Source organism: Massilia sp. 05N420 (assembly GCF_056397205.1).
Genome location: NZ_JBFTMX010000009.1, coordinates 104,003 through 117,034, shown reverse-complemented (window position 1 = coordinate 117,034; position 13,032 = coordinate 104,003). Strand labels below are relative to the sequence as shown.

Here is a 13,032-nt window from a genome sequence, read left to right as displayed (position 1 = left end):
TTATCATCAGCCCATCAATCAAAGCCCCGAACCCACCCCGTCCGCCCCGCCGGCGCGCTGGGTCGTCATGGGGGTCTCCGGCTGCGGCAAGAGCGAGGTCGGGCAGCGGCTGGCGCAGGCGCTGGGCGTACGCTTCCTCGAAGGCGACGCCTTCCACAGCGTATCGAACGTGGCCAAGATGGCTTCCGGCATTCCTCTCAACGACGACGACCGTGCCGATTGGCTGCGCATCCTGCAGGGCGAGATCGCCGCGGCCCGGGCGCGCGGCGAAGGCCTGGTGCTGGCCTGTTCGGCCCTCAAGCGCCGTTACCGCGACCTGCTGCGCGCCGCCGACCCCGACCTGCGCTTCGCCCACCTGAGTGGCCCGCGCGAGCTGATCGCCCAGCGCATGCTGGCGCGCACCGCCCACTACATGCCGGCCTCGCTGCTCGACAGCCAGCTGCGCGACCTCGAACCCCTGCAGCAGGACGAAGCCGGTCTGCTGCTCGACCTCAGCAAGACGCCTCCGGCGCTCACCGAAGAAATACTGCATACCCAGGGTCGCTAGAACCCGTTCATCAACACGACATAGGAGACACAAGCATGGCCTCAACCAGACAACAAGGTATTCCCCGGCGCCGCTGGGGCATCGGCGCGCTGCTCGGCGCGGGCGTCCTGATCAACTACATCGACCGCATCGGCCTGTCGGTCGCGGCGCCCCAGATCAAGGATGTGTTCCACCTCAGCGCCGTCGAACTGGGCCTGCTGTTTTCCGCCTTCGCCTGGTCGTATTCGCTGCTGCAGATTCCGGTCGGGATGGTGCTGGACCGCTTCGGCCCGACCCGGGTCGGACGCTGGGGCGCCTTCCTGTGGGGCCTGGCCTCGATCATTACGGCATTCTCGAGCGGCTTCGCCGGCATCTTCGTGGCGCGCATCCTGCTGGGCGTGGCCGAAGCGCCGGCCTTCCCGGTCAGCTCCAAGGCCACGGGCTACTGGTTCCCGCGTAACGAGCGCGGCCTGGCCACCGCGATCTTCGACGCCGCCGCCAAGTTCTCGAACGTGATCGGGGTGCCGCTGGTGGCGGTCACGGTGGTGAGCTTCGGCTGGCGCTGGGGTTTCGCCCTCACCGCGACCCTGAGCTTCCTGTATTTCATCGCCTTCTACGTGCTGTACCGCGACCCGAGCGCCGACCGCAAGCTGTCGAAAGCCGAATACGACTACATCCAGCGCGGCGGCGCCGCGCCCGAGGGCCCGGCCGATGCCGGCGCCCTCAATATGCTCGGCTATCTGCTGACCAAGTCCAAGGTCTGGGGCCTGACGATCGGTTTCGCCGCCTACGGCTACACCTTCTACCTGTTCCTGACCTGGCTGCCCGGCTACCTGGTCGAGTCGATGCACATGAGCATCCTGAAGTCGGCCGGATTCGCCGCCATCCCCTGGGCCTTCGCCACCCTGACCGACCTGTTCGTCGGCGGCTGGCTGATCGACCACCTGGTTTCGCGGGGCAGGAACGAATCGAAGGTGCGCAAGACCGTACTGATCGTCGGCATGACCTTCGGCCTGGCCGTGTTCGGCGCCACCCAGACCGTTGACCCGGCCTGGGCCATCTTCTGGATCTCGATCGCCCTGGGCGGACTGGCCTCGGCCGCGCCGGTCGGCTGGTCGCTGCCTTCGCTGATCGCGCCGAAGGGCGGCGCCGGCACCATCGGCGGCATCATGAACTTCGCGAACAACCTGATGGGCGCGGCCGCGCCGATCGTGACCGGCATGATCGTCGGCGCCACCGCCTCGTTCGCCAATGCCTTCTTCGTCGCCGGCGTCATCCTCGTCATCGGCATCGTCTGCTTCGTGTTCGTGCTAGGGAAGATCGAACCGATTCCCGATCCGGAATCCGGCAAGCCCGCAGTACGCGCACCGGCCAAGACCGCCTGATAGAACAACAAAAAAAGAAAGACGAAGATGAAATCCAAGTTTTCCCTGATGTGCGCAGCCATGCTGTGCAGCGGCGCGGCGCTGGCCGACGGTTCGGTCGCCTTTTATGGCGTGATGGATGTGGGCGTGTCGGTGGACCAGGGCGGCGTCGCCGGCACCTCGACCCGCGTGACCAGCGGCATGGCCACCCAGAGCCGCTGGGGCTTCCGTGGCAGCGAAGACCTTGGCCAGGGCATGGCCGCGTTCTTCGTGATCGAGGGCGGCATCCACGCCGACAACGGCACCTCGACCCAGAACAACACGCTGTTCGGCCGCACCTCGATCGTCGGCCTGCGCGGCCGCCTCGGTTCGGTCTCCGCCGGCCTGCAGGACACGCCGCTGTTCACCACGCTCAACGTGGTGGTCGACCCGCTGCGCAACGGCATCGTGCGCTCCAACAACCTGATGCCGCCGACCGGATTCCGGGCGTCGAACTCGGTGCTGTACCGTAGCCCCGATATGAATGGATTCAGCGGCGATCTGATGTATGTGGCCGGCGAAGTCGCCGGCGACAGCGCCGCCGGACGGGCCTTCGGCGGCTCCTTCGGCTACACCGGCGGCCCGCTGTCGGCCCGCATCGCCTATCACCGCAAGAACAACGACACCTCGATCCTGAGCGGCACCGACCCGGCGCGCAACCTGCTGCTGGGTGCGAACTACGACTTCGGGATCCTGCGCGCCTACTTCGGCTACGAGGTGAACAAGGGCCGCAACAGCGCGCCCCTGAACAATGGCGCCGCGGTGTTCGGCGGCGCGCCGCCGACCGCGTCGACCGACAGCCGCGACCTGCTGCTGGGCGCGTCGGTGCCGTTCGGCGCCAGCACCGTGGTCCTGACCTATGTGCGGGCGGACGACCGCACCCTGCACAACCAGGATGCGCAACAGCTGGGCGCTGCCTACATGTATGCGTTCTCGAAGCGCAGCGACGTCTACGCCTCCTACGGCGTGATCCACAACCACAACGGCGCCGCCTACACCGAAGGCAACAGCGAAGAACCCGGCACGGGCAACCGCCAGCTCGCGATGGGCTTGCGCCATCGCTTCTGACGGCCTGCCGGCTCAGTTGCCGGCGTCGCTTTCCAGATAACGCTGCAGGATCAGGTCCAGCTTCGGCTGGACCTCCTGGTGGCTGCCGACCGTGATGCCGAGGTCGCGCAGCCGCAGCGGCTCGCTCACGCCGGGGTCCAGCCGTCCGCGTAGCGCGCCAGCAGCGCGTCGTATTTCTGCGTCAGTTCCTCGGCGCTGGACACCGTCATGCCGAGATCGCGCAGCAGGCCGTCCTTCAAGCCGTACACCCAGCTGTGGATCGTCAGTTCCTGCCCGCGGTCCCAGGCGTCCTGAACCACCGTGGTTTGGGCGCAGTTGATCACCTGCTCGGCCACGTTCAGCTCGACCAGCCGATCGTGGGCGACGGTGGGCTGCACGATCTCTCCCAGGTAGCGGCCGTGCTTGTGCTTGACGTCCTGCACGTGGCGCAGCCAGTTGTCGGTCAGGCCGACCCGGCGTCCGGTGAGGGCCGCGTGCACGCCACCGCAGCCGTAATGACCGCAGACGATGACGTGCTTCACCTTGAGCACATCAATGGCGAACTGGAGCACCGACAGGCAGTTCAGGTCCGAGTGCACCACCACGTTCGCCACGTTGCGATGGACGAACATCTCGCCCGGCATCATGCCCAGCAGTTCGTTGGCGGGCACGCGGCTGTCCGAGCAGCCGATCCACATGTATTCCGGGGCCTGCTGCGCGGCCAGCGAATTAAAGAAATCGGGTTGCTTGGCGACGACCGATTCCGCCCAGGCGCGGTTCTTGGCGAACAGCTCCCTGGTGATGGGTTTTGAGTTAGGCATCTGATTCTCTCGACCTTGTGTTTAAGATAACTATTAATGCAAAAAAAACCGCTGGGACTCGCGCCATCCAGCGGTTGTCGACTTCTTACTCGAAGAAGTCCTTCACTTTATCCATCCAGCCCTTGCTCTGGGGGCTGTGCTTGGCGCCGCCCTCCCTGGTCAGGCGCTCGAACTCGCGCAGCAGGTCCTTCTGCTTGTCGGTCAGCTTGACCGGGGTCTCGACCACGACGTGGCAGAACAGGTCGCCCGCGTAGCCGGAGCGCACGCCTTTGACGCCCTTGCCCTTCAGGCGGAAGACCTTGCCGGTCTGGGTGCCTTCGGGGATGGTGAAGGATACCTTGCCGCCCAGGGTCGGCACCTCGATCTCGCCGCCCAGTGCCGCCTTGCTGAACGAGATCGGCATTTCGCAATGCAGGTCGTCGCCTTCGCGCTGGAACACCTCGTGCGGCTTGATGTGGATCTCGACGTACAGGTCGCCCGGAGGACCGCCGTTGGTACCCGGCTCGCCGTTGCCCGACGAGCGGATCCGCATGCCGTTGTCGATACCGGCCGGGATCTTGACTTCCAGGGTCTTGTTGCGCTTGATGCGTCCGGCGCCGCCGCAGGCCGCGCACGGTTCCGGGATGATCTTGCCGCTGCCATGGCACTTCGGGCAGGTCTGCTGGATCGAGAAGAAGCCCTGCTGCATGCGCACCTGGCCGTGGCCGTGGCAGGTCGAGCAGGTGACCGGCTGGGTGCCCGGCTTGGCGCCGCTGCCGTGGCAGGTATCGCACTTGTCCCAGCTCGGCACGCGGATGGTGGTGTCGAAGCCGGCGGCTGCCTGTTCCAGCGTGATCTCGAGGTTGTAGCGCAGGTCGGCGCCGCGGTACACCTGCGGGCCCGAGCTGCGGCCGCGGCCGCCGCCGAAGATATCGCCGAAGATGTCGCCGAAGGCGTCCGAGAAACCGCCGGCGCCGAAACCGCCGCCCATGCCGCTGTTCGGATCGACGCCGGCGTGACCGTAACGGTCGTACGCTTCGCGCTTCTCCGGATTGGTCAGCATCTCGTAGGCTTCCTTGACCTCCTTGAACTTCTCCTCCGCTTCCTTGTTATCCGGATTGCGGTCGGGGTGGTACTTCATCGCGAGCTTGCGATAGGCCTTCTTGATCTCGTCTTCCGACGCAGTCTTGGCGACCCCGAGGATCTCGTAAAAATCACGCTTTGCCATTTGTCGGCACCTTGCTGTCTATCTTGAAAAACTGTCTGTGCAAAAAAACCGAGCCGGGCACCAGAAGGCTGCATCGGCTCGGGATGTTCCGCGTTGGGAGCTAACTTGAGCGGCTAACCCCCTATTGTGACATTACTTGGCGTCCTTGACTTCCTTGAAGTCGGCGTCGACCACGTCATCGTCCGCCTTGGCGCCCGATTCAGCACCCGGCTGTTGCGCGCCAGCCGCACCCGCAGCGCCAGCCTGCTGGCCCTGCATGTCGGCGTACATCTTCTCGCCCAGCTTTTGCGCGGCGGTCGACAGGGATGCCACCTTGGCATCGATCTCGGCCTTGTCGCCCGATTTGATCGAGCCTTCCAGGTCGGCGATCGCGGCTTCGATCTTTTCCTTCTCGCCGCCGTCCAGCTTGTCGCCGTACTCGGTCAGGGACTTGCGGGTCGAGTGGACCAGCGCGTCGGCCTGGTTGCGCGACTCCGCCAGTTCCTTGACCTTCTTGTCCTCTTCCGCGTTCAGCTCGGCGTCCTTCACCATCTTCTGGATCTCGTCTTCCGACAGACCCGAGTTGGCCTTGATGGTGATCTTGTTTTCCTTGCCGGTGGCCTTGTCCTTCGCGCCCACGTGCAGGATGCCGTTGGCGTCGATGTCGAAGGTCACTTCGATCTGCGGGGTGCCGCGCGGTGCCGGCGGGATGCCTTCCAGGTTGAACTCGCCCAGGCTCTTGTTGCCCGCTGCGATTTCACGCTCGCCCTGGTAGACCTTGATGGTCACGGCCGGCTGGTTGTCGTCGGCGGTCGAGAACACCTGCGAGAACTTGGTCGGGATCGTGGTGTTCTTGTGGATCATCTTGGTCATCACGCCGCCCAGGGTTTCGATACCCAGCGACAGCGGGGTCACGTCCAGCAGCAGCAGGTCCTTGCGGTCGCCGGCCAGCACCGAGCCCTGGATCGCGGCGCCGACTGCGACGGCCTCGTCCGGGTTGACGTCCTTGCGCGGATCCTTGCCGAAGAACTCCTTCACTTTTTCCTGCACCTTCGGCATGCGGGTCATGCCGCCGACCAGGATGATGTCGTCGATGTCCGACACCTTGATGCCGGCATCCTTGATGGCCACGCGGCACGGCTCGATGGTCTTGTTGATCAGCTCCTCGACCAGGGCTTCCAGCTTGGCGCGGGTGATCTTCAGGTTCAGGTGGACCGGCGCGCCGTTCGCCATGGCGATGTACGGCTCGTTGATCTCGGTCTGCTGCGAGGACGACAGCTCGATCTTCGCGCGCTCGGCCGAAGCCTTGATGCGCTGCAGGGCGATCGGGTCCTTCGACAGGTCGAGGCCGTTGATCTTCTTGAATTCGTCGATGATGTAGTCGATCACGCGCTGGTCGAAGTCTTCGCCGCCCAGGAAGGTGTCGCCGTTGGTCGACAGCACTTCGAACTGCTTCTCGCCATCGACGTCGGCGATCTCGATGATCGACACGTCGAAGGTGCCGCCGCCGAGGTCATACACGGCGATCTTGCGGTCGCCCTTGTCGGTCTTGTCCAGGCCGAATGCCAGCGCGGCCGCGGTCGGCTCGTTGATGATGCGCTTGACGTCCAGGCCCGCGATGCGGCCGGCGTCCTTGGTCGCTTGGCGCTGCGAGTCGTTGAAGTAGGCCGGCACGGTGATCACGGCTTCGGTGACTTCTTCGCCCAGGTAGTCCTCGGCGGTCTTCTTCATCTTGCGCAGCACTTCCGCCGAGATCTGCGGCGGCGCCAGTTTCTTGTCGCGCACGCTGACCCAGGCGTCGCCGTTGTCGGCCTTGACGATCGCGTACGGCATCAGGCCGATGTCCTTCTGGACTTCTTTTTCGTCGAACTTACGGCCGATCAGGCGCTTGACCGCGAACAGGGTGTTTTTCGGATTGGTGACAGCCTGGCGTTTTGCCGGCGCGCCGACGAGGATCTCGCCGTCTTCCTGGTAAGCGATGATCGAAGGCGTAGTGCGAGCACCTTCGGCATTTTCGATGACCTTGGGCTGACCATTTTCCATGATCGCCACGCAGGAGTTGGTGGTGCCCAGGTCGATACCGATGATTTTGCCCATAATATTTTCCTTTAATACTTAGTTTTAGTTTTCAGATGTGTCGAATATAGGGAAAAACTGCGTGCTTTCAAGAGCTTGGAATTAGCACGAGCAAATTTATTTCGGCTGTGCAGCGGTCACGATGGCTGGACGCAGCAGGCGGTCGGCGATCATGTAACCTTTTTGCAATACTGCGACCACGGTATTCGCTTCCTGCTCCGACGGTACGACGGCGACGGCCTGGTGCTTGTTCGGGTCGAGCTTGTCGCCCGGCTGCGGCATCACTTCGACCAGGCGGTTCTTCTCGAACGCGGCGGTGAGCTGCTTCAGGGTCATCTCGACACCTTCCTTGATCGATTCCACGGTAGGGGCTTCGACCTTCAGCGCCATCTCCAGGCTGTCGCGCACCGGCACCATGGCCTCGGCAAAGCTTTCGATGGCAAATTTGTGGGCCTTGCTCACATCTTCCTGGGCGCGGCGGCGGATATTGTCCGCTTCGGCCTTGGCGCGCATGAAGGCATCGTGCATCTCGGCCAGCTTGGCCTCGGTGGCGCTCAGCTGTTCTTCGAGACTCGGCTCCGACGACGCCGGCGTTGCCTGGCCCGCATTCGCTGCGTTGGCTGCGGCGTCACCTTCCGGCTGGTTGGTCACCTCTTGGTTTTCTTGGTCTTGCATCGAAAAAACTCCTAGAATCAAGGACTTGGCTGATTGATTGACTTGTCCTGCTTAACACACGGGCCCCATATGGGGCGATCCCCTACGTTTTCAAGGGGAATTGCAGCTCTAACATGTGCATATCCTGACATTTTTTGTTACAGGATTTACGCGGCAGCAGAACCCGGCAGCAGTTAGCCGCTTTACCATGTTTCCTAATAGGAACAGGGGAAAGATCATGAGACTGCATCTGATCAGCGGCGCCGTGGTGGTGTGGACCGCCCTTGCGCTGGCAGCGATCTGCCTGGCGGAACTCGGGGCGACGCCGCAAAACGTGCCATTTTAGCAGGTCCGCGTGCGTGGGCACGCCGTGCCCACCTTGGTTATTCGCGTTATGCGCCCAGGCCTGCCGCGTGCTCGCGCGCCACGTCCGCATCCTTGCGCCGGGCCTCGCGCTGTGATGGGCTCATCATGGTGGGCCAGCCGATCAGGTGCTGCTCGGCAATTTCCGCCAGCCCCGTGATCCAGGCCGGGTTATCGTTCAGGCAGGGAATGTAGTGGTAGTCCTGGCCACCGTTCGATTCGAACTCGTGCCGCACTTCCATATTGATCTCTTCCAGCGTCTCCAGGCAGTCGCTGGTGAAGCCGGGGCACATCACGTCGATGCGTTTGACGCCTTCGCGCGCCAGCTGCTGCACGGTCGGCGCCGTGTAGGGCTGCAGCCACTCGGCGCGCCCGAAGCGCGACTGGAAGGTGACCACGTACTGCTCGGGCGACAGGCGCAGGCGCGCCGCCAGCAGGCGCGCGGTGCGCTGGCATTCGCAGTAATACGGGTCGCCCAGGGTCAGGGTCCGCTTGGGCACGCCATGGAAACTCATCACCAGCCTGTCGCCGCGGCCGTGGGCTTCCCAGTATTCCAGCACCGAGTCGGCGAGCGCCTCGATATAGCCTTCATGGTCGTGGTAGTGCTTGACCAGGCGCAGCTCGGGAATGTTGCGCACCTGGGCGTAGTGGGCGTAGACGGCATCCCAGATCGAGGCCGTGGTCGTGCCCGAATACTGCGGATAGGCCGGCAGCACCACGATGCGGTCGACGCCCTTCGCCTTCAGTTCGTCCAGCACCTCCGGCAGCGCCGGCGAGCCGTAGCGCATCGCCATCGCCACCTCGACGTCCTCGTGGCCGCGCTCGCCGAGCAGTTCCGCCAGCTTCGCCGCCTGCCGCGCCGTGTACACCTTCAGCGGCGAACCTTCGCGGGTCCAGATCATCGCGTACTTTTCCGCCGACTTGCCGGAGCGGAAAGGCAGGATGACGAGATGCAGGATCAGGTTCCAGACGGCGCGCGGGATCTCCACCACGCGCGGATCGGACAGGAACTGCTTCAGGTAGCGGCGCACCGCCGCCCGGGTGGGCGCATCGGGCGTGCCGAGGTTGACCAGCACGACGGCGCTTTTGGCGACCGTGCCGTGGGTGTGGGGCGGTTCTTTTCTGAAGGGCATAAAGTGGCGGAGGTTCATGAAGCCAGCAGCTCGCGTGCGTGCTTGCGGGTAGTCTCGGTGATCTCGATGCCGCCCAGCATGCGCGCCACCTCTTCCACCCTTTCCTTCTTGTCCAGCACGTCGATGCGCGAGACCGTCTTGCCGTCGCCGGTCGTGCCCTTGGCCACCTGGAAGTGCTGGTTGGCCTGGCTCGCCACCTGCGGCAGGTGGGTCACGCACAGCACCTGGCGGCTATGGCCGAGGCGCTTCAGCAGGCGGCCCACCACCTCGGCGACGCCGCCGCCGATGCCGGTATCGACCTCGTCGAAGATCAGGGTCGGCACCGTGGTGGCGTTCGACGTGATGACGGAGATCGCCAGCGAGATGCGCGCCAGTTCGCCGCCCGAGGCCACCTTGGCCAGCGGACGCGGCGCGACGCCGGCATGGCCGGCGACCAGGAATTCGACCTGCTCCATGCCGTACACGGCCGGCTCGCTGGGATTCAGCGACACCACGAAGCGGCCGCCGCTCATCGACAGTTCCTGCATCGCTTCCGACACCTGCTCGCTCAAACGCTGCGCCGCTTCCCGGCGCGTGGCGGACAGGCGGCCCGCCACTTCCAGGTAGGCGGCCTTGGCCTGCTGTTCCTGGCGGCGCAGGCCGTCGACGTCGCTGGCATCGGCCAGCTGGCGCAGCTTGGCTTTCAGCGTGGCGTGCTCGTCCGGCAGCTCCTCGGGCGTGACGCGGAACTTACGGGCGGTGCCGTGGATCGCATCCATGCGCGCATCGACCTGGGCCAGGCGCTCGGGGTCGAGCTCGACCTTGTCGATGTAGTCGTTCAGCGCGTACACCGCTTCCTGCAGCTGGATGCGGGCCGGCTCCATGCAGTCGAGCACGTTCTGCAGGCCGGCGTCGACGTCGGCCAGCTTGCCCAGCTTCTGGTTCAGCGAGGACAGCTGCGACAAAATCGGCTGCTCGGCTTCGGAGATCGCGTTCAGGGCTTCCTGCGCGCCCTCGAGCAGGCTGGCCGCATGCGACAGGCGGCTGTGCTCGTTGGTGATCTCGGTCCATTCGCCCGGCTTCACGGCCAGTTTATCGAGCTCGCCGACCTGCCATTCGAGCCGCTCGCGTTCGAGCAGCACGTTCTTCGCATTGGTCTCGAATTCCTCGCGCTGGCGCGACAGCGCGCGCCAGGCCTTGTAGCAACTGGCGACCGCCTGCACCTGGGCCGTGGCTTCCGGATTGCGCACGGCGATCTGGTTGTCCAGCAGGGCGCGCTGGGCATCCTGCTTGAGCAGCGACTGGTGGGCGTGCTGGCCGTGGATGTCGACCAGCATTTCGCCCAGCTCGCGCAACTGGCCGGCGGTGGCGGCGATGCCGTTGATGTAGGCCTTCGAGCGGCCGGCATTGTCGATCACCCGGCGCAGCAGCGCCCCGCCCTCCTCGACGCCGAACTCGTTCTGCTCGAGCCAGGCGGTGGCCGCCGGCGTGAGCGCGAAGTCGGCGCTGATGTCGGCCTTGGCCGCGCCCTCGCGCACCATGCTGGCGTCGCCGCGCCCGCCCAGCGCAAGCTGCAGCGCATCGATCAGGATCGACTTGCCGGCTCCGGTCTCGCCAGTGAAGACCGTGAAGCCATTCGAGAACTCGAGTTCGATCGTGTCGACGATGACGAAGTCGCGGATGGTCAATGTGCGCAACATGAAGAAACAGGTCTCCTGGTTTCGGAATGCTTGGTTTATTTGAGCTTGCCGTCGCTGGACGGATACTCGTTCCAGTGCAGCTTTTCGCGCAGGGTGTGGTAGTAGCTCCACCCTTCGGGATGCAGGAAGGTGATGGTGTCGGGCGAGCGCGAGATCATGATCTGGTCGCCGTGCTGCAGGCTCGTGAAAGTCTGCATGTCGAAGTTCACGCTGATGTCGCGGCCATTCATGATCTCGACCACGATGTCGCTGGTGTCCGGCACCACGATCGGACGGTTCGACAGCGCGTGCGGCGCAATCGGCACCAGCACGATGCCGGCCAGGCTCGGATGCAGCAGCGGGCCGCCGGCCGACAGCGCGTAGGCGGTCGAGCCGGTGGGCGTGGAGACGATCAGGCCGTCCGAACGCTGGTTGTACATGAAGGTGCCGTCCACCGTGACCTTCAGTTCGGCCATGCCGGCGCCGGAACCGCGCGACACCACGACGTCGTTCACCGCCACCGAGCAGTGGATCTCCTTGCCGTCGCGCACCAGGCGGGCCTCGAGCAGGGTGCGCTCCTCGCCGCGGGCCTTGCCGCTGAGGATCTCGGCCAGCGCCGGCAGCATGCGGCCGATCGGGATGTCGGTCATGAAGCCCAGGCGCCCCTGGTTGATGCCGATGAGGGGCACCTTGTAGCGGGCCAGCTGGCGCGCCACGCCCAGCATGGTGCCGTCGCCGCCGACCACGATGGCGGTGCTGGCCTGCCGGCCGATCTCGTCGATCGTCATCGCGGTCACACCATCCACCTTCACGTGGCCGGCCGTATCAAGCTCCAGCACCGGCAGGTAGCCGGCACCACGCAGGAAGTCGACGATGGTCTGCACCGGCTCGTCGATGCCGGCGGTGTTGTGCCGCACGACCAGCGCGATGGTTTGTTGCGATTCGGGCGTAGCGGGCATAGGGAAATCTCGGCGGTAATGAAAAACGACACGGGGGAGATTAACCGATTCTCCCGGCTTCTGCCATACGGCCGCTCAGCGATTACTGTACAAACGCACAGTATATTTGCCCGGCGCGCATCCGGCAAGATTCGGATCAGTGCGAGGCGCCAAGCGCTACCGCCACACCGATGGCGCAGGACAGCGCCAGCAGGTGCAGGAACATCAGCGTGCACCAGCGCAGCGCCGTGAGCTTGCGCGAACCGCCGTACACCCGCCGCATCGCGGTCGGCAGGTAGAAGACCAGCCACAGGCCCAGCAAGTTGCCGACGTAGGGAATCCGCAGCGGCTTCTGGAGGATGATGAGGGTGAGCATCAGGAAGGCGAAGGCATTCGTGTGCAGCGCGAACAGCAGGTGCTCGCCGTAGCGCTTGCCCGAACCCAGGTAGAGGATCTTCAGGAACAGGGCGAACAGCGGCATCATGGCGAACACCGCGTAGGGTGCGTAGCTGTAGAAGGCCTTCTTTGCCTTGGCGCCATTGTCCTCGCTGGTCGAGCTGACGATGCTCTCGATGAACGATTCGAAGCCCGACTTGTCGTCCTCCTCGTCCTTCTGCAAGGTGGCCGTCTTCGCATGCGGGTCGTCGCCCTCGTTCTCATCCGGCTTGGCGCTTGCCTGCGCTTCGGGCTTGGCCGGCGGCGCTTCGGGTGCGGTCGCGGGCGCCGCATGTTTCTTGTCTCCCGGATCGACCTGGATCACCGGAACACCTTCGAGTTTGACGTCACCGATATGGTGATCCTCGCCCATGAACTTAAACAGGGCAAAGAAGATCAGGCTGAAGGTCAGGTAGACGCGCAGCGGCTGGATATAGCGTACGCGGCGTCCCTGCATGTATTCGAGGCTCAGCTGGCCGGGCTTGAGCAGCAGCAGCTTCATCGTCTTCCACAGCTTGCCTTCCAGCGCCACGTAGTGGCCGATGAACTCGTGCAGGAATTCGCGCGTGCTGGGTGGATGCAGCACGGTCTCCTGCCCGCACTGGTGGCAGAAATTCCCGGACACGGCGGCGCCGCAGTTCGGGCAATCGCTGGCGGCATGGTGGTGGAGGACGACTTCGGAGGCGGCTTCAGAGTTCACGGCAATTCCCGGCAAACGGCACACAGGCAAGCATGTTAACCATTTAATTGCAAAAATGCATCATCCAATTGCGCGACCCGCTTTCACCCCAC

Annotated in this window: 11 protein-coding genes; 3 read left to right on the top strand and 8 right to left on the bottom strand. The window is 64.5% G+C overall.

All coding sequences use genetic code 11. The features are described from left to right. The first annotated feature begins 67 nt into the window (after positions 1–67). From AC1DIX_RS07815 to AC1DIX_RS07805, 3 genes are read left to right on the top strand one after another with little or no spacing between them, the layout of a single operon-like run. On the top strand, positions 68–547 hold the full coding sequence (locus tag AC1DIX_RS07815; RefSeq protein ID WP_477323389.1) for a gluconokinase: 480 nt from the start codon (positions 68–70) through the stop codon (positions 545–547). A 35-nt stretch (positions 548–582) separates the two neighbouring features. After that, positions 583–1,911, top strand: coding sequence for an MFS transporter (locus tag AC1DIX_RS07810; RefSeq protein WP_477251566.1), 1,329 nt, complete (start codon positions 583–585; stop codon positions 1,909–1,911). A 27-nt stretch (positions 1,912–1,938) separates the two neighbouring features. Continuing rightward, positions 1,939–2,997 carry a porin gene (locus AC1DIX_RS07805; protein ID WP_477323342.1) on the top strand — a complete coding sequence of 353 codons (1,059 nt, stop codon included), beginning with the start codon at positions 1,939–1,941 and terminating at the stop codon, positions 2,995–2,997. A 125-nt stretch (positions 2,998–3,122) separates the two neighbouring features. On the opposite strand, the gene can is transcribed toward AC1DIX_RS07805, so the two are convergent. The 8 genes from can to AC1DIX_RS07765 all read right to left on the bottom strand — a co-directional run bounded on the left by can (position 3,123) and on the right by AC1DIX_RS07765 (position 12,940). Further along, positions 3,123–3,797 carry a carbonate dehydratase gene (gene can / locus AC1DIX_RS07800; RefSeq protein WP_442122851.1) on the bottom strand — a complete coding sequence of 225 codons (675 nt, stop codon included), beginning with the start codon at positions 3,795–3,797 and terminating at the stop codon, positions 3,123–3,125. Positions 3,798–3,882: 85 nt separating this feature from the next. Beyond that, positions 3,883–5,004 carry a molecular chaperone DnaJ gene (gene dnaJ, locus AC1DIX_RS07795; protein ID WP_477323340.1) on the bottom strand — a complete coding sequence of 374 codons (1,122 nt, stop codon included), beginning with the start codon at positions 5,002–5,004 and terminating at the stop codon, positions 3,883–3,885. Positions 5,005–5,136: 132 nt separating this feature from the next. Further along, positions 5,137–7,080 (bottom strand): molecular chaperone DnaK, encoded by a 1,944-nt coding sequence (dnaK, locus tag AC1DIX_RS07790; protein WP_442122849.1) that lies wholly within the window; start codon positions 7,078–7,080, stop codon positions 5,137–5,139. Positions 7,081–7,176: 96 nt separating this feature from the next. Further along, entirely contained in the window at positions 7,177–7,734 is a 558-nt protein-coding gene (gene grpE / locus AC1DIX_RS07785; RefSeq protein WP_477323339.1) for a nucleotide exchange factor GrpE, read from the bottom strand. 371 nt (positions 7,735–8,105) lie between these two features. Further along, on the bottom strand, positions 8,106–9,209 hold the full coding sequence (gene hemH / locus AC1DIX_RS07780; RefSeq protein ID WP_477323338.1) for a ferrochelatase: 1,104 nt from the start codon (positions 9,207–9,209) through the stop codon (positions 8,106–8,108). Between the two features lie 14 nt (positions 9,210–9,223). Beyond that, entirely contained in the window at positions 9,224–10,888 is a 1,665-nt protein-coding gene (gene recN, locus AC1DIX_RS07775) for a DNA repair protein RecN (protein ID WP_477323336.1), read from the bottom strand. 35 nt (positions 10,889–10,923) lie between these two features. Further along, positions 10,924–11,826 (bottom strand): NAD kinase, encoded by a 903-nt coding sequence (locus tag AC1DIX_RS07770; RefSeq protein ID WP_477323334.1) that lies wholly within the window; start codon positions 11,824–11,826, stop codon positions 10,924–10,926. A gap of 136 nt (positions 11,827–11,962) precedes the next feature. Beyond that, positions 11,963–12,940, bottom strand: coding sequence for a DUF3667 domain-containing protein (locus AC1DIX_RS07765; protein WP_477323332.1), 978 nt, complete (start codon positions 12,938–12,940; stop codon positions 11,963–11,965). Between the last annotated feature and the right edge of the window lie 92 nt (positions 12,941–13,032).